Source organism: Vibrio japonicus, assembly GCF_024582835.1.
Lineage (GTDB): Bacteria > Pseudomonadota > Gammaproteobacteria > Enterobacterales > Vibrionaceae > Vibrio > Vibrio japonicus.
Genome location: NZ_CP102097.1, coordinates 463,656 through 489,782, shown reverse-complemented (window position 1 = coordinate 489,782; position 26,127 = coordinate 463,656). Strand labels below are relative to the sequence as shown.

At 46.0% G+C, this 26,127-nt stretch carries 18 protein-coding genes; 6 read left to right on the top strand and 12 right to left on the bottom strand.

Annotated features, from left to right (window positions below):
* Positions 1–434 precede the first annotated feature (434 nt).
* From NP165_RS15340 to tyrS, 5 genes are all read left to right on the top strand, one after another.
* Positions 435–1,580 carry an efflux RND transporter periplasmic adaptor subunit gene (locus tag NP165_RS15340; protein WP_257086629.1) on the top strand — a complete coding sequence of 382 codons (1,146 nt, stop codon included), beginning with the start codon at positions 435–437 and terminating at the stop codon, positions 1,578–1,580.
* Positions 1,581–1,590: 10 nt separating this feature from the next.
* The gene (locus NP165_RS15335) at positions 1,591–4,713 is read left to right on the top strand and encodes an efflux RND transporter permease subunit (RefSeq protein WP_257086628.1); all 3,123 of its coding nucleotides are present in this window, start codon (positions 1,591–1,593) and stop codon (positions 4,711–4,713) included.
* A gap of 314 nt (positions 4,714–5,027) precedes the next feature.
* Complete coding sequence (gene katG / locus NP165_RS15330) at positions 5,028–7,196, top strand: catalase/peroxidase HPI (RefSeq protein ID WP_257086627.1); 2,169 nt, start codon at positions 5,028–5,030, stop codon at positions 7,194–7,196.
* Between the two features lie 152 nt (positions 7,197–7,348).
* Positions 7,349–8,146 carry a response regulator transcription factor gene (locus NP165_RS15325; RefSeq protein WP_257086626.1) on the top strand — a complete coding sequence of 266 codons (798 nt, stop codon included), beginning with the start codon at positions 7,349–7,351 and terminating at the stop codon, positions 8,144–8,146.
* Between the two features lie 90 nt (positions 8,147–8,236).
* Positions 8,237–9,493: a tyrosine--tRNA ligase gene (tyrS, locus tag NP165_RS15320; protein WP_257086625.1), complete on the top strand. Its 1,257-nt coding sequence runs from the start codon at positions 8,237–8,239 to the stop codon at positions 9,491–9,493.
* A 78-nt stretch (positions 9,494–9,571) separates the two neighbouring features.
* On the opposite strand, the gene NP165_RS15315 is transcribed toward tyrS, so the two are convergent.
* The 11 genes from NP165_RS15315 to NP165_RS15265 all read right to left on the bottom strand — a co-directional run bounded on the left by NP165_RS15315 (position 9,572) and on the right by NP165_RS15265 (position 23,238).
* A complete protein-coding gene (locus NP165_RS15315) occupies positions 9,572–10,771 on the bottom strand; it encodes a type III PLP-dependent enzyme (protein ID WP_257086624.1) in 1,200 nt (399 codons plus the stop codon).
* Between the two features lie 374 nt (positions 10,772–11,145).
* Entirely contained in the window at positions 11,146–12,477 is a 1,332-nt protein-coding gene (gene dsdA / locus NP165_RS15310; protein WP_257086623.1) for a D-serine ammonia-lyase, read from the bottom strand.
* A gap of 22 nt (positions 12,478–12,499) precedes the next feature.
* A complete protein-coding gene (locus NP165_RS15305) occupies positions 12,500–15,601 on the bottom strand; it encodes an efflux RND transporter permease subunit (protein WP_257086622.1) in 3,102 nt (1,033 codons plus the stop codon).
* A complete protein-coding gene (locus NP165_RS15300; protein WP_257086621.1) occupies positions 15,598–16,908 on the bottom strand; it encodes an efflux RND transporter periplasmic adaptor subunit in 1,311 nt (436 codons plus the stop codon). Before NP165_RS15300 ends, NP165_RS15305 begins: the two co-directional genes overlap by 4 nt.
* Positions 16,895–17,554, bottom strand: coding sequence for a TetR/AcrR family transcriptional regulator (locus tag NP165_RS15295; protein WP_257086620.1), 660 nt, complete (start codon positions 17,552–17,554; stop codon positions 16,895–16,897). The genes NP165_RS15300 and NP165_RS15295 overlap by 14 nt, the downstream gene beginning before the upstream one ends.
* 443 nt (positions 17,555–17,997) lie before the next feature.
* On the bottom strand, positions 17,998–18,660 hold the full coding sequence (locus NP165_RS15290) for an HAD family hydrolase (RefSeq protein ID WP_257086619.1): 663 nt from the start codon (positions 18,658–18,660) through the stop codon (positions 17,998–18,000).
* Between the two features lies 1 nt (position 18,661).
* Positions 18,662–19,681 carry an ABC transporter ATP-binding protein gene (locus tag NP165_RS15285; RefSeq protein ID WP_257086618.1) on the bottom strand — a complete coding sequence of 340 codons (1,020 nt, stop codon included), beginning with the start codon at positions 19,679–19,681 and terminating at the stop codon, positions 18,662–18,664.
* Positions 19,682–19,683: 2 nt separating this feature from the next.
* On the bottom strand, positions 19,684–20,469 hold the full coding sequence (locus tag NP165_RS15280; RefSeq protein ID WP_257086617.1) for an ABC transporter permease: 786 nt from the start codon (positions 20,467–20,469) through the stop codon (positions 19,684–19,686).
* Positions 20,456–21,358, bottom strand: coding sequence for an ABC transporter permease (locus NP165_RS15275; protein WP_257086616.1), 903 nt, complete (start codon positions 21,356–21,358; stop codon positions 20,456–20,458). The genes NP165_RS15280 and NP165_RS15275 overlap by 14 nt, the downstream gene beginning before the upstream one ends.
* Positions 21,355–22,161 carry an alkaline phosphatase family protein gene (locus NP165_RS15270; protein WP_257086615.1) on the bottom strand — a complete coding sequence of 269 codons (807 nt, stop codon included), beginning with the start codon at positions 22,159–22,161 and terminating at the stop codon, positions 21,355–21,357. Before NP165_RS15270 ends, NP165_RS15275 begins: the two co-directional genes overlap by 4 nt.
* Positions 22,162–22,170: 9 nt before the next feature.
* Positions 22,171–23,238, bottom strand: coding sequence for an ABC transporter substrate-binding protein (locus tag NP165_RS15265; RefSeq protein ID WP_257086614.1), 1,068 nt, complete (start codon positions 23,236–23,238; stop codon positions 22,171–22,173).
* 210 nt (positions 23,239–23,448) lie between these two features.
* On the opposite strand from NP165_RS15265, the gene NP165_RS15260 reads away from it, so the two are divergent.
* Positions 23,449–24,174: a UTRA domain-containing protein gene (locus NP165_RS15260; protein WP_257086613.1), complete on the top strand. Its 726-nt coding sequence runs from the start codon at positions 23,449–23,451 to the stop codon at positions 24,172–24,174.
* Positions 24,175–24,206: 32 nt separating this feature from the next.
* On the opposite strand, the gene NP165_RS15255 is transcribed toward NP165_RS15260, so the two are convergent.
* Positions 24,207–25,802 carry a BCCT family transporter gene (locus tag NP165_RS15255; protein ID WP_257086612.1) on the bottom strand — a complete coding sequence of 532 codons (1,596 nt, stop codon included), beginning with the start codon at positions 25,800–25,802 and terminating at the stop codon, positions 24,207–24,209.
* Positions 25,803–26,127 lie beyond the last annotated feature (325 nt).

Below are 26,127 nucleotides of genomic sequence, written 5' to 3'. Positions count from 1 at the left end.
ATTAAATTCTCGTCTAAATTCAATGATTGAACGATTTTACATATAACAAGTTCTTGTTGATTTAAAGGTATATGCCAAATGCTATCCCAAGCGAGATCTATAGCCAGAGAGATAATTGATAATTTGAGATGGCAAAAATCACCTTTTATTGGTGAATTCACACAGTGAATAAGTCTTTTCTTGTTCGGGGTTATATTAAGTTGTTGATATTGTTTATTTTATTGTTGGCTTAGTGTTTGCTTAGTTGTTTTTCGTTGTGGTTTGAGGTTGTTGCTTTCTACACATTCTGAATTTCAATAGTTATTTTTGACCGATTGGATAGTTCGTGGAGATTGGGTGTCAAACTGCCAGCTGCATAGATAACTCATTATTTTAACTCTCTTTTCTGGACCTTTTTGGTAAAGGGAATAATAAAGCTTTGGTAAGGAATAAAAATGAGAATAAAGCCGTTACGTTGGTTGTTGCCTTTTGTTTTACTTGGCGGTGCCTATGGTGGTTACGCTGCCATTAATTCGAATGCTTCAGAGTCTGAAGAGTCTTCTCCACCCAAATTGCCTCCTGTGGTGACTGTTATCCCAGTTCAGTCTAGCGATCACCAAGTGGTGATCACCAGCCACGGAGAGTTACAACCCGTTGAGGTGACGCGATTATCTGCTCAAGTATCGGGGGAAGTGGTCAGCTGGCACCCTAACTTTGTCGCCGGAGGCGTCGTAAAGCGTGGAGAGGTGCTGTTTAGCATTGAAAGAGATAACTACCAGGCTGCGGTGCTTCAAGCTCAAGCTCAGTTAGCCAATGCAAAAGCCAGCCTTATTGAAGAAGAAGCCCGTGCTGAAGTGGCAAAACGACAGGCGAGAACCCTGCCAGCGAAACAAGTGACAGATTTGTATCTTCGCAAGCCTCAACTTCTGAGTGCGCAAGCACAAGTCAAGTCTGCGCAGGCCGATCTTAAACGCGCGAAACGAGACCTCGATAATTGTCAGGTCGTCGCGCCATATGATGCGCTTGTTGTGAGCCGAGAGATTGGTGTCGGTCAATTTATTTCAGCTGGCGCGCCTGTTGCGACGCTCAACAATATTGAAGCCGCAGAGGTCCACATACCCATAGCGGGTTTCGACAGTGCATTTTTGCCTCAAGGCTATGAAGGTATAGAAGCCGATATCATAGATCACAGTATTGTGACCACAAAACGTAAAGGTCGCATTGCGCGTGACTTAGGTGTGGTCGATAGCAGTACGCGGATGTTTAGTATGGTGGTTAGAGTAGAGGATCCATATGCACTTAAATCTGATGAAACGCCAATGAAATTTGGTTCTTACGTAGAAGTTAAATTTGCGGGAAAAGAGCTCAAGCACATTTATCGCCTTCCTCAGGAAATTGTCAATAATCGTCAGGTTTGGGTGGTGAATTCTGAAGGCGAACTGGAACCGCGCACCGTGAATGTATTGCGAGCTGAAAAAGAATTTATGCTGATCAATCAGGGCTTAGCGGACAACGATCAGCTAGTCATGACTGTGCCTGAATATCCTCAAAAGGGCATGCAGGTACAGATCGCATCCACAAGTGAAAACGTGATTAAGTAAGGGCATTCGTATGGACGAGTCAAAACAAAAAGGACTAATAGCGTACTTTGCTAACAATGCCGTCGCGGCAAACTTACTGATGGCGTTTGTGCTGATTGTTGGAACCGCGAGCTTTTTCTTTATACAACGTCAGATGTTTCCAAACATTGAAGTCAACTACATCAATGTTTCTGCGCAATATCCAGGAGCATCACCTCAAGAGATTGAAGAAAGCATATTGATCAAAATTGAAGAGTCTTTAAAAGATGTTACTGGCATTAAGAAATCGGTTTCCACAGCGCATCGAGGCAGTGGTAACGTCGAACTTGAGATAGAAGTCGATGAACATGTTTCTGATGTTCTGGATAAGGTGAAACAGAAAGTTGACTCTATCGCGAACTTCCCATCAGGCATGGAACCAATCCAAGTCTATCAGTATGAGTACCGTCAGGACGTGATAGAGATGTCACTGGTTGGTAATCGCCCCCTGCTAGAGCTTAAATCCATTGCTAAACAGATAGAAGATGAACTGCTACAACTCGACAACGTCGCTTTGGTAGAGCTAGGAGCGCCGGAATATGAGATCTCAATTGAAGTTGAGCCAAGAACGCTACAAAAGTACAGCTTAACGCTCAATGATGTGAGTAATGCGATTCAGCGTTATTCAGCAAACTATTCTGCGGGCGAAGTTAGGACTAACGCAGGAATGATCTCTGTACGTATTGAAAACCAGTACTATAAAGGAGAAGAGTTTCGCCAGATCCCAGTTAAAATCGGTGCAAATGGTGGAAAAGTCTTACTTCAAGATATTGCCACGATTAAAGACGGTTTCACCGAGGGCGATCGCTATTTCAAATATTCAGGTGAGAACGCCATCTACTTTTCGGTGAAAGCAACTAAGGATCAGAACATAGTAACGGTGGCTAACTCTGTCAAAGCTTACATTGATCACAAGAATCAACAACTACCGTCAGACTTGAAGATCAGTACGCTCGTGGACATGACGTACTACTTAAATGCACGTCTGGAAATGATGCTGAAGAACTTGTTGCAAGGGACGGTGTTAGTCGCATTGATGTTGAGTTTGTTTTTGCGTTTCAAACTGGCGATGTGGGTGATGATAGGCTTGCCCGTTTGTTTCCTTGGTGCTGTGATGTTAATGCCCGCGATAGGTGTGAGCATTAACGTCGTGTCTTTATTCGCCTTTATTATGGTATTAGGAATTGTTGTTGACGATGCGATTGTCATTGGCGAAAGCGCTTACTCGGAAATCGAAAAGAATGGAGGAGGCGTCGATAACGTCGTAAGGGGTGTTAAGCGTGTGGCGACACCAGCAACGTTTGGCGTGTTAACGACCATCGCAGTATTTGCGCCATTTTTGATGTCTAAAGGCATTGAGCGATCATTTTTCTTTGGTATCTCATCGATTGTGATTCTTTGTCTGCTGTTTAGCTTAATCGAATCTAAGCTGATCTTGCCTGCGCACTTGGCACATACCAAATTTAGCCCGATAAAAAAGGGCAGTTGGCGCGATAAGTTTAATAAGCGATTCTTCGGCTTTATTAATGGTCCGTATAAGAGGTTAGTGACCACCTGCACATACTGGCGTTGGAGCGTGTTTACAGGTTTTGTTGCGTTACTCGTTATTAGTGTTGCGCTCGTGATAGCGAATCATGTGAGAATTGTGCCTTCCCCCAAGGTACCGCATGACTTTCCGAGTATTAAGCTGGCGATGAACGACAACGTATCCAGTGAACAAACGATCGAAGCGTTGAAAACGATAGAACGCGTTGTGCTTGATATTGATAAAGAGATTGAAAGCGAGACAGGCCACGTTATGGTCAAAGATACGCTTGTCTTTAACCAGGGACGAAAAGAAGGGGCTCTGCTTGTACCGCTAGTGGACGAAGAATTACGCCCAATGAATACGTTTGAATTGGCACGAAAGTGGCGTGAGCGTTTACCTGTCATCCCAGGATTAAAAACCATTACCATAGCAGACGACATCAGTGATAACGACAAAGGGGACGAGTTCGGGTTCCTTCTGTACGGCTCTGAGATCGAAACGTTGAATGCGGCTGGCAAAGCGTTGATTAACAGGCTTGGTCAACAAGAAGGGCTGTTTGATATCTCTTCATCTATCGACACGGGCAGTCAGGAAGTTTTGTTGTCGTTGACACCTGTAGCCTACGATTTGGGTTTAGACTTGTTTGATATCGCTACTCAGGTCGGAGGCAGTTTTTACGGTGGTGAAGCTCAGCGCGTTCTGCGTGATGGCGAAGAAGTCAAAGTAATGGTTCGTTACCCAAAGTTAACTCGCGAGGCGTTTTCTTCGCTCCGTTATGCTGTGATTACCACTCCTGAAGGTAAAAAAGTCATGCTAGGCGATGTGGTAGAGATCACTCAGCAACCGGGCGTAAGCTCGATTCGTCGCGAAGGTGGTTTTAGAACGGTGTATGTATATGGTTCGATTGATGAAGAATTGGTTGAACCAGGTGCGATAATTGGCACCGTGTATGATGAAATTATTCCAGAAGTACTTGCTGCTTATCCAGGCGTTAAAAGTGAGCTTGGTGGCACGATTGAAGAGCAACAAGCACAGCAAAATGAACAGAAGATTTTCTTTATTGCAGGCATGATCATTGTCTATATCCTACTCGCTGTGCCCCTGCGTAGTTATACTCAGCCACTCATTATTATGTCGGTGATTCCGTTTAGTTTGACGGGCGCAATCTGGGGGCACTATTGGTTTGGCTTAGATCTGAGCATGATGTCAACATTTGGTCTGATAGCTGCTGCGGGCGTGGTTGTGAATGACTCGTTAGTAATGACAGATTACGTCAATCAATTGCGGGCCCAAGGTAAAGCAAGCAAAGACGCAGTGATTGAAGCCGGGTGCGCGCGATTCAGAGCAATTACCCTAACGTCGATCACCACGTTTGTTGGTGTGTTACCGATTATGTTTGAGACAAGTCTGCAAGCAAAATTGGTCACACCAATGGCGGTTGCGCTCGGGTTTGCTATTGTGTTTGCCACCTTGCTGACTCTAATACTGGTTCCTTGCCTGTATCTGATGTTAGATGACATCAAGGGCCTCTTCTCCAAACTAAAGGGTGTATTCCACCCAAGTCGCCCAGCCAAAAAAGCGATGTAATTGGAAGTTGTGGCAGGGGGAGAATAGAATGTTCTTCCCTTCCTCGCACCTAACGTCGCATAAATAAAAAGAGAAGGCAGTCAGTCTTCTCTTGTTTGTATTGGCCTCTTTTCCTCAATAGATAGATTTTTCCAATCACACTAATAGATTTAATCAACGTGTTTTTTCGCATCTGTCGCCTAAACTTTAAACAATAATAAAAACACAGGTTAACACGCACTTACATTCAATGAGTGACTGGTTGCTTATTGAGTTGGATGTAACCGTGATTCTTTACACCTCAATCCAATACCAGAAACGTAAAGGGATTACACATGGCACAGCAAGATAAGAGCACCTCAGGTCGATGTCCGGTAATGCATGGCGGTATGACCTCTTCCGACATGGCCAAAGATTGGTGGCCTGCAACACTAAACCTTGACATCCTTCATCAGCACGATACCAAAACCAATCCATTGGGTGAGGATTACAGTTATCGTGACGAACTAAAAAAACTCGACGTCGAAGCGCTCAAAGATGACTTGAAAGCACTGATGACCGACAGCCAAGATTGGTGGCCTGCGGACTGGGGGCACTATGGCGGCTTGATGATTCGTTTAGCTTGGCACGTAGCGGGTAGTTATCGTATCGCTGACGGACGTGGTGGTGGCGCGACAGGTAATCAACGTTTTGCGCCCCTTAACTCTTGGCCTGACAACGGGAACTTAGATAAAGCTCGCCGTTTGCTGTGGCCAATTAAAAGAAAATACGGCAAACAAATTAGCTGGGCAGACCTGATGATTCTTGCAGGTAATATGGCCTATGAATCGATGGGTTTCAAAACGTTTGGCTTTGCATTTGGTCGAGAGGACATTTGGCACCCAGAGAAAGATGCATACTGGGGGGCGGAAAAAGAGTGGTTGGCCCCAAGTGGTTCAGAAAATAGCCGATATTCAGGCCAGCGCGATTTGGAAAATCCTCTCGCCGCGGTAATGATGGGTTTAATCTATGTCAATCCCGAAGGTGTGGATGGTAAGTCAGATCCACTTAAAACCGCGGAAGATATGCGTGTCACTTTCTCGCGTATGGCGATGAATGACGAAGAAACCGTTGCGTTAACAGCGGGCGGACACACTGTCGGTAAAGCGCATGGTAATGGAGATGCTGCAAACCTTGGCCCAGAGCCAGAAGGTGCAAACATTGAAGAGCAAGGTTTGGGGTGGATAAACCACAAAACGCGTGGTATTGGTCGAAATGCCGTGACCAGTGGTATTGAAGGCGCGTGGACGACGCATCCTACCAAGTGGGATAATGGCTACTTTGCTATGCTCTTCAAACACGACTGGGAACTTAGTAAAAGCCCTGCAGGCGCTTCGCAATGGGAGCCTGTTAATATTGCTGAAGCAGACAAACCTGAAGACGTCGAAGATCCGTCTATTCGCTACAACCCGATCATGACGGATGCGGACATGGCGCTGAAAATGGATCCTGAATATCGAAAAATCTCTGAACGATTCCGCGATGATCAAGCCGCATTTGAAGATGCCTTTGCTCGCGCTTGGTTTAAGTTGACTCACAGAGACTTAGGCCCTAAATCACGCTACCTCGGGCCGGATGTGCCTGCAGAAGACCTTATTTGGCAAGACCCAATTCCAGCTGGCAATACTAGCTACGATGTGAATTCGGTGAAATCGAAAATCGCTGCAAGCGGGTTAAGTGTATCTGATATGGTCTCTACCGCGTGGGATAGCGCAAGAACCTTCCGTCATTCTGATGCGAGAGGTGGCGCAAATGGTGCCCGTATCCGACTCGCACCGCAGAAAGATTGGGAAGGCAATGAGCCAGCAAGGCTCGCAAATGTTCTGAGTACGTTAGAACAGATTGCTTCAGAGACTGGGGCTAGCGTTGCTGATACCATCGTGCTCGCGGGTAACGTAGGTATCGAGAAAGCGGCCAAAGCGGCTGGATTTGACGTTACCGTACCGTTTTCACCTGGACGGGGTGACGCAAGCCAAGAACAGACCGACATCGATTCATTCGAAGTGCTTGAGCCTCTCGCTGATGGTTTCCGCAACTGGCAGAAAAAGGACTATGTTGTCCAACCAGAAGAGTTGTTGCTTGATAGAGCGCAGCTACTTGGCTTAACCGCGGTAGAAATGACGGTACTTATCGGTGGTATGCGCGTCATGGGCACCAACTATGGGGGTAGCCAAGCTGGAGTATTCACAGATCGAGTTGGCAGTTTAACTAACGATTTCTTTGTGAATTTGACCGATATGAATTACAGCTGGAAGCCAACTGGCCGAAACTCATATGACATCTGCGAACGTAGCTCTGGTGACGTTAAATGGACAGCAACACGAGTCGATCTTGTGTTTGGTTCCAACTCCATCTTACGGGCTTACGCGGAAGTTTACGCTCAGGATGATAGCAAAGAGAAATTCGTGAACGACTTTGTTGCAGCTTGGACGAAAGTGATGAACGCCGATCGCTTTGATCTCTAGATTGATATCGATATAACGTTGAAATACGCACAATCTAAACCACTCCTTTGTATACCAATGGAGTGGTTTTTTACCACTTTAATTGGGTAATCGGTTGAACCACCGACAAATATCAGTAAGCTCACGTTATCTAATTGCTGGGTTTTACTTCAATGAAATCGGACGTCTCTCAATCGGAATCTCATGCGTTAGCTAACGTCATTCGTTCACTTAACACTACTCAATTCACCTCATCTTTGGGCGAGTACCTTGGTGTTATCTTGGACTTCGATTGTGCCCTTATCCTTGGCTATAGCGAAGGGAAAAGACCGGTGTATTTGTATGACTCTATTTACGAATCACGCGAGCTTCTGTTTCAACGCTACTTAACGGACTCTTTCTTAAACGATCCTTTTTATCAAATCATTCAACGTGAAGGGTGTGAGCGTGTCTACCGCCTAAAAGACGTGCTTTCATCCACTTTTGAGTACAAGCAGTATCAAAACGACTTTTATACTCGAACAGGGTGGAACGACGAGCTTTGTGTATCGATAAGACTTCCGGATCATCGCTGGATAGTCATCTACCTTGGTGTGATGGCGGAACGAACTTTCACGTCGCAATCGGTAGAAGCATTAGAACGCCGCTTTGACATTGTGCAATCACTCTGCCTTCAACACTGGGCAAAAATACCCTTTTCTTTGCCAGATGCGCCGAAAGATCTGCCTCATATCCGTCACGCTATTGAACAAACTTTAGCGCAGTTAGGGAGTGAGTTGCTCACTCAGAGAGAGCAGGAGGTCGCTGCTTTGTTGGTGCAGGGATTTGACTCGAAAGAGATCGCGACTCGTCTTGAGATTGGTGTTGGAACCGTCAAAAATCACCGTAAGCGAATTTATTCTAAGTTGAACGTTTCGTCGCTGAGTGAATTATTCCATATCTTCTTAACCCAGCTTATTGCTGCAGGCTAAACCGCGGTTTTCTGAAAAACTGTCCCTATAGGGATATGTTGATTGTTTCCTGCCGTGCGTACTCTGAGCACTATACAGAGAGAGGAAGCAATGAAACCAACACTTATTCATGACCTAGAACAGCGTGGATTAATCGCACAAACGACTCATCTTGAGGAACTTAAGCAACAACTTAGCACGCCACAAGTGGTCTATTGTGGATTTGATCCAACCGCAGGCAGTTTGCACATAGGTCACCTAGTTCCTCTGGTTATGCTTAAACGCTTTCAAAATGCAGGGCATAGCCCAATAGCCTTAATCGGTGGAGCAACAGGCATGATTGGTGACCCGAGTTTTAAAGCGACAGAGCGAAGCTTGAATACTGAGCAAACGGTGAATGGCTGGGTGGATCAATTATCGAATCAAATCAGGATAGTGATGGACAAGCACTCCGTTTCGCCTTTGACGATCGTCAACAATGCGGATTGGATTTCAAACATCAACGTGATTCAATTTCTGAGAGACATTGGCAAGCACTTTTCCGTTAACGCTATGATAAACCGTGAGTCGGTCAAGCAGCGTTTGCAGCGTCCGGATCAAGGCATTTCGTTTACGGAGTTCAGTTACGCGCTGCTACAAGCTTATGACTTTGCTCATTTAAATAAAGAATATGGCTGTAAGCTGCAAATTGGCGGCAGTGATCAATGGGGCAACATTGTGAGCGGCATTGATCTGACTCGTCGACTGAACAACGACAATGTGTTTGGTTTGACGCTTCCTTTGATCACTAAATCGGACGGTGTGAAGTTTGGCAAAACCGAGGGGGGAGCAGTGTGGTTAGACGCGGAGAAAACCTCGCCTTACGCTTTTTACCAGTTCTGGCTCAATACTACGGATGACGACGTTTACCGCTTCCTGCGTTACTACACCTTTTTGTCGGTAGAACAGATTGAAAACATTGAACAGCAAGATAAAGAGAGCGAAGGCAAACCTCAGGCTCAACGAATTTTGGCCGAGCAAGTGACGCAATTTGTCCATGGCGAAGAGGGGCTAGCAAGCGCGCAAAGAATCACTCAAGCCTTGTTTGATGGTGACCTGAAAACATTGAATCAATCTGAGATAAGCCAACTAGAGTTAGATGGGTTGCCGAGTTATCAGGTAGAGGCGACGTTGGACATGGCAGAGGTTTTAGTGACGTGTAACTTGGCAAAATCTAAACGTATAGCGCGTGAATTGATGACCAGTAGTGCGATTCGAATTAATGGCGAATTAGCGACAGAAGGCGGATTGGACCAACAGTTTGCATTGTTTGATAAATACTGGATTGTTCAACGCGGTAAGAAAGCGTTCCGTTTACTAAGCCGATGAACGGATAGATTATTGTCTCTAACTGCTAAAACGCTCACCGAAGTGAGCGTTTTCTATTATCTGTTTATAGCTAGAGCATTAGCCAATCATGCGTTCTTGCACCGCTTCTTCTTCGTTGAACACGATAGTTTGTGCACGTTTGAAGAAGTTAAAATCCGTTGCCGTTGCGCTTGTGTAAGCGCCCATCATACGGCCAACGACCAAATCACCGTTGTCCAGTTGTGGCAGCATGACATTTTCTGCAATGACATCAATGCTATCGCAAGTTGGTCCGGCCAATACGCTTGGTAGGTACTCACCACCTTGTTTTAGCGTAACCAGCGGGTATTGCGCGTCGTCAAACATCAAACCGCTGAAGGAACCGTAAATACCGTCATCTAAGTAGTACCAGATCTGACCTTCACGCTCTGCTTGTCCCATCACGGATGCCACGCTCATCATCGATTGTGCAACGATAAAACGTCCTGGTTCTGCAATAACGTGAACCGTCTCAGGCAACTCGTCTAACGCTTCGTTAATCGGCAGACAAAACTCATCAATTGGCGTTACGTGTTTTGAGTAGCTCACTGGGAAACCACCACCGATGTCTAGCGTGCTCAATGCCGGAAGTCCGCGTTCAACCACCTGTTCCATGACTTGTTTGCAAGTGCGGATCGCATCCACGTATTTCTGTGGGTTCATGGTTTGTGAGCCCACATGGAACGACAGACCTTTGATACGAATGTTCCACTCTTTCGCTGTTTCGATAATGGTCAGTGCTTGCTCTGGAGAGCAGCCGAACTTCTTCGAAAGGTCAGCAAACGCTTCAGAGTTACGAAAACTCAAACGCACCAGTAGCTCTACTTCTTCTTTGTACGCTTTGAATTTCGCCAATTCGTTTAGGTTATCAACCACAAATACATTGCAGCCGTAAGCTAACGCTTCGCGAATATCCGAATCGCGTTTAATCGGGTGCGTGTGAATAGTACGATCCGCTGGTACGCCTTGCTGCGCCACTAACTCAATTTCGCCTGTCGTCGCAAGATCAAAGCTAGCCCCTTCTTCAAGCAGAGTATTTACAACTGCTGGGTGTGGCAGTGGTTTAAGTGCAAAGTGTAACGTGACCGTTGGCAGTGCATTTTTTAGCGCACGGTACTGGCTACGAATCACATCGCAATCCAATAGCAGTAATGGCGCGCCGAATTGCTCAACAGAAGACTCGATAAGAGACACTTCAGCAGCAGACAGAGTTTGAGAAGAAAAAGATTGAAAATCCAATACAGAATGAGTGTGAGCCATAGTAAACCTCCAGCGTGTAAAGGCACTTTTCATTCGCACTATGTTTAGTGAGGTAATGATGAAAAGTGGAGCGTCAAAAAAAGCGCAATTGCGCAGTCAAAGTCACTCTTGGATAGTTGCTCTATCGCCTTGCCACAAAACACGCTGTGATGTACTCGGATTGGCTATCATCAAGAAGCAACGCGATATTAAGTGGATAATTTTTCTCGCGCAACACCAGATGCGGCTTTTGAAAGCAAAACATTTTTGTTGTCAGGATAGAAATTATTGAATCACGTGGCTACGCCAAGTTACTGGGTCATTTCCGTACATTGGAAACAAAAACGCCACTAAACATCCTTTTGCTCAATGGCGTGTTGTATCTACGTCGGAGTCTAAATAGCGGCTTTGTTCAGATAGCTTTCCATCTCTTGCGCAGGAACCATACCACCGCCAGTCGCCCAAACTAAATGCGTTGCTTGTTCCATCGCTTTAGCATCAAAGTTCATTCGTGTCAGATAACTTTGAGCGCGACTCACGACTACAGGCCCCATCATCCCAGCCAGTGCGGATGGCTCTAGTTGGATATCTTCTGTTTGGCTTAGTTGCCCCAGTAATTGATACATTCGCTCGTCAGAAAGGGTGTAGTAACCATCTAAGAGTCTTTCCATCGCACGACCCACGAAACCGGAAGCACGCCCGACGGCTAAACCGTCTGCGGCAGTAATGTTATCGATACCAAGATCTTGGACTGCGATGCCGTCATGTAATCCAGTATGAACCCCAAGCAACATACAAGGTGAATGGGTTGGTTCGGCAAAAATACAATGAACGTGGTCACCAAATGCCATCTTTAGGCCGAACGCGACGCCACCAGGTCCGCCACCTACGCCACAGGGTAAATAGACGAAAAGAGGGTGGTTTTTATCAACAACAATGCCTTTTTCTTCGAATTGCTTTTTGACTCGTTCACCCGCTACCGAGTATCCAAGAAATAGTGTTTTTGAGTTTTCGTCATCGATAAAAAAGCAACTTGGATCTTTTTCTGCTTCTTTACGCCCTTGTTCAACCGCGACGCCGTAATCTTGTTCATACTCGACGACGTTCACTCCGTGGGAGCGCAGTTTGTCTTTCTTCCATTGACGAGCATCAGCCGACATGTGGACGGAGACAGAAAAACCAAGCTTCGCACTCATGATGCCAATCGACATCCCTAAGTTGCCAGTGGATCCAACGGCAATGCTGTACTGTTTAAAAAATTCACGAAACTCATGGCTATATAATTTGCTGTAGTCGTCGGAGGTCTTCAGCATTCCAGCATTGATCGCTAACTGCTCTGCGTGGGTGAGTACTTCATAGATGCCGCCACGGGCTTTAATCGATCCCGATATAGGCAGGTGGCTGTCCTTTTTCAAAAGGAGTTGGCCTGCAATCGTGACGCCATATTCACTTTCTAATCGATTCTTCATGTTAGGAATTTCGACAAGTTCAGACTCAATAACCCCGTTATTTGCTGCTGTTTCTGGAAAGGCTATGGCTAAATAGGGTGCAAAGCGAGCTAACCTTTCGCTGGCATCGCGTATATCAGATTCGTTTAAGCCAACATAAGGTAAGCCGTCTTCCAAGCGAGTGACAGCAGGGTTAAACCAAGAGACTTCTTCGAGGTTGACAAGTTGTCTAACTAACGGGAAGTCGTTTAAAAGTTTTTGAGTATCAACAGTAGTCATGGGGTTCCTGAGTTATTTTTCTTTAAATCTTCTCATGCTTGTGTACCAACCCGAAATCGGCGAGGACGGCATAAGCGGCAGGGATAATAAATAGTACCAGCAAAGTAGAGGCAAAAATGCCAAATACGATAGAGATAACCAACGGCTGAATGACTTGCGCTTGAAGGCTGGTTTCCGTGAGCAAAGGCAGCAACCCGGCTGCGGTGGTCATCGAGGTCAAGAATACTGCACGAAAGCGTTCTCGGCTCGCTTTTACGACAGAATCGTGGACGCTATCACCTTCATCAACGTGATGTCGTATGTATTGAACCAACAGTATTGAGTCGTTGACGACAATCCCAGCCAGTGAGACAAACCCCATCAAACTCGGCATGCTGAGTGAGTGACCCAGCAGGATGTGTCCCCAAACGACACCAATAAATGCGAGGGGAATAGCCAGCATGACGACGAAAGGTTCAAGATAACTGCGGAATTGATAGCTCAATATCACAAACACACCAAACAGGCCGAGCAAGAAGCCTTTACCCATTGACGTGCCTGTCTCTGCGGCATCTTTGGTTTCACCTTCAAAATCAAAACGCAGCCCTGGGTACTTAGCCATAAGCTTTGGCGCTTCTTCTTGCTGGAATTTTAGGATAATTGCCGTCGAATTGGCTCTGGTATTATCAATGTCTCCAAATACGCTGATCGTCCGTAGTCCATCAATACGCTGAATTCGCACATAATTACGCTGAAAGTCTAGCGTTGCTAAGGTGGCGAGTGGGATTTGGCTACCATCAGGCATCATGATCGGAAAGTTAGCAAGCTGCTGTAAATCGCCAGCTTGTATTTTGTTTAATCGTACTTCGATTGAGATATTCTCGACGCCGACTTGAATTTCATCTGCCGTTTGCCCAAAGAAAGCCGCACGAAGCTGTCCCGCAACAAGTTGGCCGTTTATGCCATACGCTTCAGCTCCCGGGCGAAGTTTAACCAATATTTCTTCTTTGCCTTTGCGCATATCATCCAATACGCCGTGAACGCCATCGAACTCGTTCAGGTATTGCTGAATGTCTACCGAAGCTGCTTTGAGTTCATCCAAATCGTCGTGTTTTGCGCGAATTTCAATCGCTCTACCTCCGGGACCAACCGTCGGTTGCTTAAAAACCAGAGAGATTGGATCTGCGAGTTCGCCTACGTCTTCACGCCACGCGGCAACAAACTCGTCAATAAGAGTGTTTCTGATCTCCGCACCCAATAAATCCAGTCGAACCGTCGCAATGTGTGGTCCAGATTCACTGGCATCCGCATTGACGTTGAATTGACTGGTGATATGTTCAACCAAGGGCGTGCCATTCTCGTTTGATTCGCTCCATTCGATAGCCAGCTTTTGTGCAGAAGAGACCACTTTCTCAACCACTTTCTCCGTTTGTGAAAGAGACGCACCGGGTGGAAGTATGATGCGCGCTTCTGCGATATCGCCGTCTAAGTCAGGGAAAGGTTGGAATTTAAGTATTCCTCCTGCGATGGTCGCGATGGAGACTAATAGCAAAGTGACGATGGCCCCTAAGAACGCATATCGGTATTCAACCACTGTCTCTACGGATGAGACCAGTCTAGTGTTGCGGAACTGTTCGAAGCTAGCCAAAAATTTTGTTTTAAATTTAGCGGTTTTTCTTGCTTGTTTGGCTTTGTGTAGCGAGTGCGAAAGGTGGTTAGGCAAAATGAGAAACGCTTCAATCAAGCTGAGTGTTAAGACTAAAATCAACACTTGTGGTACGGCTTTGAGTACCGCACCCATTTCACCTTCTAGGAACAACAAACTGCCAAAGATACAGACCGTGGTTAGGAAAGACGAGAGCACGCCTGGGAACACTTTTTTCACGCCTTTGATCACGGCATTGTCGATGTCCTCCCCTCGGTCAATATGGGATGCGATCGACTCGGCAATCACAATGGCATCATCCATCATGATACCAATCGCCATCAGTAGTCCGACGAGCGACATGATGTTGATAGACAAACCCAGTTGAGCCATCAGGAATAGCCCACCCAAGAACGCGACAGGCAAGCCTGCTGAAACCCAAAACGAATACCTTAAGCTAAAGAATAGCCACATGGTGGCAAAGACAAGAACGATACCTTGCCAGCCATTACGAACCATCATAGTGAGACGATCCCATAGGACGGAAGAGAGATCGTTGGTGAGTTCGAGTTTGACGCCATCCGGTGCGATAGCTTGCTGATCTTCGACAAACTGCGCCACTCGATCTTTGATTCGAAGTGCGTCGTCTTCTTTATTTTTGCTGACTTTGAGCAATGCAGAAGGGTGGCCGTCAAACAGGACTTTTTGTTCATCTAGCTCGAATCGGTCGGTAATCTTTGCAACATCTTTAAGACGAATGATAGAGCCGTTTTCACCAGAGCCCACCACAATGGTTTCAAGTTCTTCGGGGGTGACCCTGCGCTCGTCAAAACGAATCAAAAAGTTTTTATCAGGCGTTTCAACGTTACCACTTGGCAGTTTGACGTTTTGGCGACCAATTTGATTAGCGATATCAGCGACACTTAAACCCAGTTGGCGCATGGCCTGACTGTCTAGCTCGACACGAAATTGGTGGTCGGAAAAACCCGCCACACTGACCAGAGAAACACCGTAATCAAGCTTTAACGTCCTCTTAAGTTGCTCTGAGTAGGCTTTCAACTCAGGCCAAGTGGTATCGGCGGTGATCGCGACATCAACGACGGGCTCGTTCCAATCCAGTTCTCGAACCACAGGTGATTCGATTTCGCTGGGGAAGTCATTGATGGAATTGATTTGCGTCTGAACGTCGACCAGCATACGGCCAATATCAGCCTTTTCATTCAGTTTTAGAATTAAACGTGCTGATCCTTCGATTGCTTCGCATCGAGTCTCTTCAATATTGGCAAGCCCATCTACCGCGTCCTCCATTCGGACACAGATACTTTCTTCCACCTCTTGTGGAGACGCGCCCGGATAAATCACCCCGGCCATGATGTATGGGGGATCAAATTCAGGGAAAGTCTCTCGTTTTATGTTGGGTAGAGTAGTGATCCCTAGCAGTAGCAAAGACAGCATGACTAAATTGGCAGCGGTCGGGTGTTTGGAGAAAAAACGAATCATGATTCAGAATCCTCCTGCTGTACTTCTTTCAATGCCATACCTTGAATTGCAGGCAGCAAGTCGTTGACGATAAGTCGTTGCCCCTGCATTAAGTCGCCATCAATCACCACCTGGTTGTCTCGGCGATAAAGGATCTCGACGGGAACGATCTCGAGCGTATTGTCGTCATTTTTTATGTAAATGTGGTTTCCGTGCAAGGCTCGTTCCGGAATCACCCAGCTTGGGTTTTGTTGTCCTTCGATGTTTGCTCGAACAAACATGCCGTTGACAAGCGGTGGAATCGTCGTCGGACTCAGATCGCGGTAATCCTGCTCAATCTCTAGGATTACCCCAGCAGTCGCTTGGCTTGGATCGACGGTCTCGCTGATTCGTGACACACGCGCAGGCCAAGTGGCGTGCAAGTTACCACTATTAAGCTCAATTTCAGCTTGAATAAAGGTCATATCTGGCTGAGGAATCCCTGACTCGTCTCGGCTAAATTCACCCATGCTAGAGGCCAGAGTTCGCATGTCGTGAATCGACATCTGCGCTTCCACTTCCATAATATTGATACCGTGGGCGACTAACATGGTTTGTTGAATGTTGACGACTTGATCTTGTTCGATATCCACTTGAGCGATACGCAAATCACTCGGTAAGGTGATCACCGTTTTGTCCAAAGAGCGTTGTGCTTCTTCCACTTTTGCTGTTCGCACATTGATCAGAGCTTCGACGACCTTTTTCTCGTCAGGCATTAGACCGATTTGATTTTCAATATCGAGCACCAGCTTACGTTGTGAGAGTGCTGACTGCTCGAGCTGATCCACGTTGGATTGTGAGGTTAAGTTCTTTTGGCGAAGGTTGCGGACGCGCTCAAGCTCTTTATTCGCAATGACAAGACGATTTTTCTCTATTTTGAGTGTTTGTTTTAGATTCGCTTCTTCTTGGTTGAGTTTTGCTAAGGAGGTCTGTGAAGATTTTAAGTCAGCCTGAGCTTGAACCAGCTTTAATTCGTAGTCTAACGGGTCAATTCGCAAGATTTCCGTGCCTGCTTTAAGAATCTGCCCTTTTTCAAGGCGAGGGTGACGGTAGATGACTTTCCCGGACACTTCCGCGATGGCTTTCCATTCAACTTTTGGGGCGACCTTACCAAATCCGACTGCAACAGGGGCGATAGCTTTTAGCTCTAGGGGGATGGTCTCAACGAGTCTGGCTCTGTCTCCTGCGGGTTTGACAGGAAGCTCAGGTTTGAGTTTGATGGCAATAACAAGCACGATAATACCTAGCGCAAGTACGGGAAAAAACAGGAGTTTTTTATTTATTTTCATGGGCGTCGCCTTGGGTATCTAAAAATCCGTGTTTCATAAGGTTGATGTTGTGTTCAAGCAAGCGATCCAAAAATTCCTCGCGTAACTCAATGCCATGAACGGCGAGTAGTGCTGGTGGGGCGATAAAAGGGAAAACCATCAGACTGATATAAGAAACGCGGCAGAGTATTGGGTCGGCATCGCGTCTTAAGATCCCGCTTTCGATGAGTTTGTCGAACATGACGCCTTGCATCGGTTTGCTTATATCATCAAATACTTTTTCGAGCAGTTTGCGCTGAGTTTCGGATTGGGGCATGTACATCACTTGCGCGATGAGGCGGGGAAACTGTGGCACTTTGATCATTTCCCTATAATAAGTGCGCATGATGTCGAAAAAGTTTTTCTCCGAACTGTCAGCAACCATCCTTTGCATTTGCAATTTAATTGGGGCGAGAGTTTCACGCAGCATGGTTTCGAAAAGCCCGGCTTTACTGCCAAAGTAGTAACGGATCATCGCGACGTTGACGCCGGCTTTAGTGGCAATCAAGCGAGTAGAGACTTTATCGTATGCCATCACGGTGAACAGTTCTCTGGCGTGGAGGATGAGCTTTTCCCGCGCGGCAATGTTGTCACTAGGGCGTCCAACCTTGCGTTGTTCTATCGTCATCCGAAAGCCCTCAATTATTAAACGGTTGATTAATTATAGAGCGATGCAGAATCAAGCAACACTGGATTAATTCAACGTTATTTAATCAAGTGATTAATTTATTGGAAAACTGTGAGCTGGGTACTAAGTCCTTAGCTCTAAAAAAGAAAATACCCGCATAGTGGGCAAACTATGCGGGCTAAATGGGCAATAATTACATTGTTGTTTGTTTGGAGATTGTTGGTCCAACATCCGTATCCAAACTGTTATAAAGCTATTGCGGTCTTTGAAATCACTTTATAGCAGTGTAACCAATGGTGTTTAAAGTAACACTTTCGTCACGATTACTTAAACTACAAAATCGAAAAGATAAATTCCAATAATGAAAACATCGTGCCAGATGCATATCCATAACTAGCTCGATCGTTTTAAATGACTGAAAAAATTGGGTAACGACTTCAATGTCACTCATTCCATTGGAGGATCGTCCAATTTGTTCGCCCCCCATGCTGCTTCAATAAGGGGCAAGGATTCACTAAGTAGGCAAAATCGGCTTCTTCGCACAGTGGTAAATCGTTGATGGAATCCGTGAAAAAGTGAACTTGCGAGTAAGTTTCGCTTTGTTGTGCTAACCACTCTTTCAGCCTTGTGACTTTTCCTTCTCGATAGCTCGGCACACCCAGAATCTCAGAACTATAACAGCCACCTTTTTCCACTAGGTCGATTCCGAGTGCATGATTTATCGATAATTTTTCGCCTACCGATTTAACCAAAAACGCCACAGAAGCCGAAATGATCACCATGTCTACGCCATCTTTATTGAGCTGTTCAATCAGCGTTTTCGCCTGTTTAAACTGCTTAGGAAGAATATGGGTTTCCACGCATTCTTCGACGAGAGTTTGCACTTCGTGTGTTGAAAGCGAAGCCAATGGAGCCATAGAAAACTCGATGTAGTCTTCCATATCCATTTCGCCTTTAGCATAAAGCGACATCATCCTTTTATCTTCTTCGAGGAAGCCAGGTTCGTTAATAATACCTTTATCGACAAGAAACGCGTTCCAGAGCATTGCACAATCGGCGTTGATTAGCGTTTCATCCATATCGAATACATACAAAGGGTTAGACATATCAGACTCTCACTGGCTGGATTTCATTTAGGTTAAACAATAGCTCTAACTGACTGCCGTTGGCTAGCAGTCGTTCTGAAGAACGGTTAAGAAGATCGACGGTCAGCTCACAGTCATCTACATCGACCTGATAGCGAATGACATTACCAAGTAGTTGATGATTTTTAATGGTCGCCAGTTGCGGTGAGGAGACATGGTTGCCGTATTGTCGACCCTCCTCTTTGACGTAAATGGACTCTGGGCGAATTGCTACCTTCCATGGTGTATCTATATTGAAGAGAGCTTTTGCTTTGCTGGCTTCTACCAAGTTGTAGTGGCCCATAAATCCAGCCACAAACTCGTTAGCTGGTTGTGTGTAGATCTCTTCTGGCGTTCCGGCCTGAACGATCTCACCCTGATTCATAAGAAAGATTCGGTCAGACATGATCATCGCCTCTTCTTGATCGTGCGTAACGAAAATCGTGGTCAGATTCATCTCTTTTTGAATGTCACGGATCTGCTGACGTAAGTGTTTACGGATTTTGGCATCGAGGGCAGAAAGTGGTTCATCCAGTAGCAAAATGCGCGGTTTTACGACCAAAGCACGTGCCAAAGCAACACGCTGGCGCTGTCCACCAGAAAGCTGATGCGGGTAGTGTTTTTCTTTGCCGTTCAGATCCACTAGCTCAATCACTTTCGCCACTTCGGTTTGGATGGTTTCAGCCGGGAGCTTTTTCATTTTAAGACCAAAGCCGATATTGGCTTCAACGGTCATGTTTGGGAAAAGTGCGTATGACTGAAAGACCATACCAATACCACGCTCTTGAGGCACTTGGTGCGTGATCTCTTCGCCGTTGACCCAAATCTCTCCACTATCGACTGGGTTTAGACCCGCTAGGCTGCGCAAGAGGGTAGACTTTCCACATCCACTAGGACCAAGCAGGGTAATAAACTCTCCTTGTTCTATCTGGAACTGGATGTTCTCAAAAACGGTGTTGTCACCAAACGATTTTGTGAGTTGTTTTGCAGTTACGTAGCTCATTATTAGTGCGCTCCTCGGCTAAAGCGACTTGCTAGCCAAGTCAGTAAGAAAATAAACAGAAAGTAGGTCATAACCAGTGCAGAGGTAAAATGGCCGCTGGTTTGACGCATGTTGTATAGGTAGATTTGCAGTGTTTCATAGCGCGTCCCAACTAAAATGTTGGCAAACACAAACTCACCTAATAGGAACGAAAATGATAAGAATAACGATGCCATTAGGCCTTTTTTCACATTCGGTAGAATGATCAGCAAAAACGCCTTTGAGGTGCTAGCACCGAGTAAGTGAGCGGCATCCATAAGATCGTGTAAGTTGATGGCTTCAAAGCTATTCGAAATCGCGCGATACATGAACGGCAGTGCAATCGTAAAGTAGGTGCCGATCAAAATCCAAGGAGTACCCACCAACGACACGTCACTATCAGCATAGAGCTGAAGTAACCCTACAGAGGAAACCACAGGTGGAACCGCAAACGGGATCAAGATGAGTAGATTCATCACCTTGTCGAGTTTAGGGAAGTAGTAAAACACCACAAAAATAGCCGGAAGAATTAAGACAACACTAAGGGCGAGTGAAGCCAAGCAGATAAACAGCGAACGGCCAAACGACTCAATAAAGCGTGGGTCTGTGAGCAGTTTTGCATACCAATCTAAAGTAAATCCATCGGGTAGGATGGTAGCTCCCCAGCGCGAAGAAATTGAGTAGATAAACGTCGCTAGAATTGGGATCAACATAATACCGACTATCGAATAGACCACGGTCTTATGAAAAGCAGTATTAGTGTTTTGCATTGGATTTCTTCCCTGCGTAGCTCTTGGAAATAAGCCATTGATTGATAAAGGTGATAAAGACGAGCAGTACCATAAGCAGCACCGAAATCGCGGCGGCTAAATTAGGCTCTAAGAACAAGTCACCAGAAACAAGGCTCGCGATTCGAATGGTAATGACGTTGTAGTTACCTGAGGTTAATGCGTAGACACTGGCGTAAGCACCCACGGCATTCGCAATCAAGATGATAAATGTACCGAGTAGGGCGGGTGATAGAACAGGCAGTGCGATTCTGGTCCAGTACTGAGACGTTTTTGCGCCCAACAGAGCAGCTGCGGCTTGCCAATCATCGCTGAGTGCATCGAAAGCAGGGTAGAGCAGCAAAACTGCCAGTGGGATCTGAAAGTAGATGTAAATCGCCAGTAATCCCCATTTTCCGTAAAGGTCGAAGTCGCCCAGCAATCCGTACTGTTTGAGCAAGAGGGTAATGGCCCCGTTTGTGCCAAGAATGATAATAAACGCAAACGAAAGTGGAACACCGGCAAAGTTGCTGCTCATGTTAGTAAAGGCAATAACGCCATCACGAATTCTTGAATTGACGCGGCGCAATGAAGACACCAAAGTGGTGGCGATGACAAGGCCGATCAAGCTCGACCAAACGGCAAGCCACAAACTATTGCCAAAGGCCTGCATCATAAAACCAGAGCCGAGTATTTCTAGATAGTTTTCAAAAGAGAACGTCTCTTCGTATATAAAACTATTGATGAACACCCAAATCATTGGTGCTAACTGGAAAAGGTAAAAAAACAGAGCAAATGGCATTAACCAAATAAGCGGTTTAAGACGTATCAGCGCGCTTAAATCTTTGGTTGCTGATCTTTTGCGTGTTTGGGATAGTGCTGGGCTGCTCATAGTGCTAACAATTTCTGAGAGTAGGGTTTGCTGTGCTCAAGTCCCAAAAGCTGGCAGACGATGCCACAAATATCCGTCTGGTTAACTTGGCACTCTTGATGAGTGAACTTATCGCCAATTACGAAGAACGGCACTTCTCTTTCTTCGGGTAAAATGCCGCCGTGAGAAAGATCGTTGTTCATCCCGTGATCACTGGTGATGATGATTTGATAACCTTCTTCCAACCATCGCTCAATATAATTCGACAAATAGATGTCAGCGCCTCGCGCACTGTTTCGATATTGACGAGAATCGAGACCAAACTTGTGCCCCATATCATCAATATTCATCGGATGGATGAGTAGAAAGTCTGGGTTATATGTTTGGCGCAAGTGCTCTGCATCTAAGAACAGTGCTTCATCTGGGTAGTGATCCCAATGATAAAAACAGCCGTGTTGAATATTCAGTGATTCATCATGAGTCATGCGGTCACGCACGGCATCGTATGGGGCTCGATTGTATAACTCGCTCACCCAATGGTATGCCGCTGCGGCTGTTGACTTACCTTGTGAAGTTGCAAGGCTGAAAATGGAATCTTGATTCGACAAACGCACAACGTGATTGTTCACAATGCCACTTTCGACTGGTCGTACTCCCGTTATGATGCATTCGTACAGCGGCCGAGACATGGAAGGAAGCTCGCATTGAATCGGGTAAAGTGTGGCGCGGTGTTGCTCTAATAGACCGTTAAGGTAGCCCATGCAATCGCGGGCTACCTGATAGTTCAGTCCATCTAGAACAACAAGGATGACCTTATTGCTCATAGTGATCTCTTATTGCTGGTGGATTAAAACGCTTTCTTGCCATTGGCGTGGCAACTTGCGAGCCGATTTTTCCCACGCATTAAAGTCCGTTACCGGATGTACGTTGGTGTACTGGTCGTTCGCAATCAGTTTGTCTTTTACTGACTTTGGAAGCGTTACGTTGCTGCGGATTGGACGAGCGTAACCTTCAGCAAGGTTGATCTGGCCTTGGTCACTGAAAATGTATTCACGAGCCAGTTTTGCGGCATTCGGGTTTTGCGCATATTTGTTGATGATGGTGGTGTAACCAGAAATCACAGAACCGTCTTGAGGAATGGTTACGGTAAAGCGGTCGCGGTCAATTTGGTCACGGTAATTTAGTGCGTTGAAATCCCACATGATGGCGACTTCTACTTCACCTTTTTCGAGGTTAGCGATGCTCGGGTCAGTAAACGACAGGCGTTTTTGTTTCGCTAATTCACCAAAGAACTTAAGCGCAGGTTTCAGGTTAGACTCATCTCCTCCTTTAGCAAAAGCGGCCGCTAACACTGCGTTGTTTGCTTGTGCGGCAACACCGACATCACCCACAGTGATTTTATAATCGCCTTTTAGCAGGTCATCCCAAGACTTAGGTGCGTTTTTCACTAAGTTGTTGTTAGTGATAAATGCAATCGTACCTGTATAAGCCAGTGCCCAGTGGCCATCTTTGTCTTTTGCCCAATCTGGAATCTCATTCCAAGTCGTTGGCTTGTATGGCTGAGTGACGCCTTTTTTCACGGCAACACGCGCAAATGCAAAGCCAACGTCACCAATATCGGCAGTCGCTTTCTTTTTCTCTGCTTCAAATTTCGCGATTTCTTGTGCTGAGCTCATGTCTGTATCTTGGTGAGTGAGCCCGTAGTTTGATTTCAAATCTTCCCACGTGCCTTTCCAGTTTGCCCAACTGTCTGGCATTCCCACACTGTAGACCGCGCCTTCTTTTTGCGCTGCTTCGATCAGTGATTGTAGATCCGCATCTTTTGCGAAAGTGTGTGTAGCAAAGGTAGTTGCAAGTAGCGCTGCAGAGAGTGCAGTGGAACGACTAAGCAAAGTTTTCATTGTCTCCATCCTTCTGGACTAGGTCAGTTAGTTCGTTTTGTATCCTATGGGTGGAATGTGACGTTTTATCGCAATTAATTTGACAGTTTTGGTGAAATTTCGTGTCGGAAATATTTCAACGGCTGATTTTGTAAGCGATTCATTGTTGTCATATTTTTGTTATCTAGATGGATTACTTTGTGGCGAATATTTCGTTGGACTAGGTCAGGAATGAGTACTCAATCAATAGCCCCCATGACGCAACTCAGCAAAATAAAAAACAGTTTGAGAGAACAGATAGTGGCGGGCGTTATCAATGAAGGGCAGAAATTACCATCAGAACGGGAGTTGAGTGAGCTGTTCTCTACGACACGTATTACAGTTAAAGATGCGTTAGTTTCGTTAGAGACAGAAGGGCTAATTTATCGTGAAGAGCGAAGAGGCTGGTACGTATCACCAGAGCGAATTCAATATAACCCGCTTTCGCGTTCTCACTTCCACCAAATGATTCGAGAGCAGCACCGAATTGCGGAAACCAAGCTAATCAATGTTCGTACAGAGATTGCAGCAGAGGAGTATTCAAAGGCTCTTGAACTTAGAACGATGACCAAAGTTCACGTGATCGAACGTCTGCGCTACATAGATGGTCGAGCGGTCTTGTTTGTTGAAAACGTGCTGAAAGTGGATTTGTTCGAAGGCGTTTTGTCCCAAAACCTGACTTTGTCATTAACGGGGTTATTTCGAGAGCAATATGGCTATGAAACGGAACGTTCCCGATTCGATGTTATCCCGACCTCTGCACCAGCACATGTTGCAAAAGCACTGAACCTAGCAGAAGGGCAACCTGTGCTCAAAATCTGTCGAGTTAACTATAAGCAGGATGGAGAGTTGATGGACTGTGAATTTGAATATTGGCGACCTGATGCGGTCATGATTCGGATAGACAGTAAAAAATAAGGCTCTTCCCATCAGGGGAAGAGCCTTGCAACTTAGATGATTCCTTGATCTTTTGCCATCTGGTTTGCGATTTTCGGCGCTTTCCAAATACTCGGTACAAGAATGAACGAGACTGGTACGGCGGTAATCACGATGAATGATTGCAGAGCAGAAATGCCGCCTGACCCCATCGAAATCAAAGCAATTGCCACAGCACCCATCATCACGCCCCAAAACGAGCGAATAACCGCATTAGGTTCTGTCGAGCCTGTCATGACAACACTGATGGTGTACGTCATCGAGTCACCAGTTGTAACGATAAATGTCGTCGTAAGGATCAGAAAGAGAACTGAAACAATCACTGGGAATGGCAATTCACCCGTGATGGCGAGCAATACAGCAGGAAGGTTAAAGCCTTCAAACGCACTAGAGATCAGACCGGGATTTTCGAGTTCAAACGCAAGCCCACTGCCGCCGACGATACTAAACCAGAAACAGGTAATGAGCGGAGCAGCAATACTTACCGACAGGATAAGTTGGCGAATTGTGCGGCCACGAGAGATACGAGCAATAAAGATCGCCATCATAGGCCCGTAACCGATAAACCAACCCCAGAAGAATACTGTCCACCAACTTAACCAGCCAGTATCACCGCGGAACAGCGCCATCGGGACAAAGTTGTCGACCATGCGACCGACGCCTTGAACGTAACCATCAACGATAAAGCTGGTTGGCCCAAAGAACAACAGGTATCCAATAAGGAGAACTGAAAGGATGATGTTGTAACGGCTGACGAGCTGTATGCCTCGGCTGACACCACTCAGTGCAGATAGCGTGTACATAGCGATGGCGAAAAGGACAACCATGCATTGTGTCGCAAACGTATCAGGCACACCAAACAAAGAATTAAGCGCGTAACTGATTTGCAGCCCTAAAAAGCCAATTGGTCCGATAGTACCTGCAGCAACTGCGATGATACTGCATGCGTCAGCGACAGTACCGATCCAGCCGTTTATCGCTTTGTCACCAAAGATTGGATATAGCAGGGTACGAGGTTTAAGTGGTAAGCCTTTATCATAATGCAGATGCATTAAAACGATAGAAGACAGGCAGCCAAGAATGGCCCAAGCTAAGAAGCCCCAATGCATGAAAGATTGAGACAACGCGTTGATCGCCGCCGTTTTTGGCAGCGCTTCACCGTAGAGTGGGGGAGCGGTAACAAAGTGAGCAATAGGCTCTGCCGCTGCCCAAAATACCCCGCCACCAGCCAGCAACGTACATAAAATGATAGATATCCACTTAAATGTGTCGATATCAGGCATGGCTAAACCACCTAAACGGACATAGCCAGTACGTCCGAACGCGATGACAAGGCCAATGAGGAAATTCAACAGAAGAAGCACTTGCCAAAATGCACCGAAGTACTCTGTTGCATAGCCAAAACCCGTGTTGACTAGCTGAGTCAGCCCTGCTGAGTTGGTTACGGCCAGAAGCACAAACAGAGTAAGAAAGCTGCCGCTTATCCAGAATACGGGGTTGTTGAGTTCGAGTTTGTTAATAAAGTCGGAGGATGGAGAAACTGTGTTAGCCGCCGCATCAACAGATCCCGAGTGAGAGAGACTGCTGACTGACTGCGTAATGTTAGACATCTAAAAGTTCGCTTTTTTGTGGTTTGTCGATAACAACAAAACGTGCATTTGTCCTCATTGTTTTTCATTAAAACCGTGAGGTGCGTCAAAGTTGGGCGATGATAACACACGTATATACAAAAATCGCATCGATATTTCGATGAGTTAAAATTATTCGAGTTCTAAATATTTTGTGGCGTCTTTGCCCACCTGTTTGTCGATAAAGCTAGGTTAGGTCTTTCACTCATCAAGAGATAACCTTTTTAGTCGCTAGGTTGAACAACGGCATCTTACATCGTGCCTTGTGCGGATAGCCCACAAATTGCTGCAAAAAATATCCTCAAAT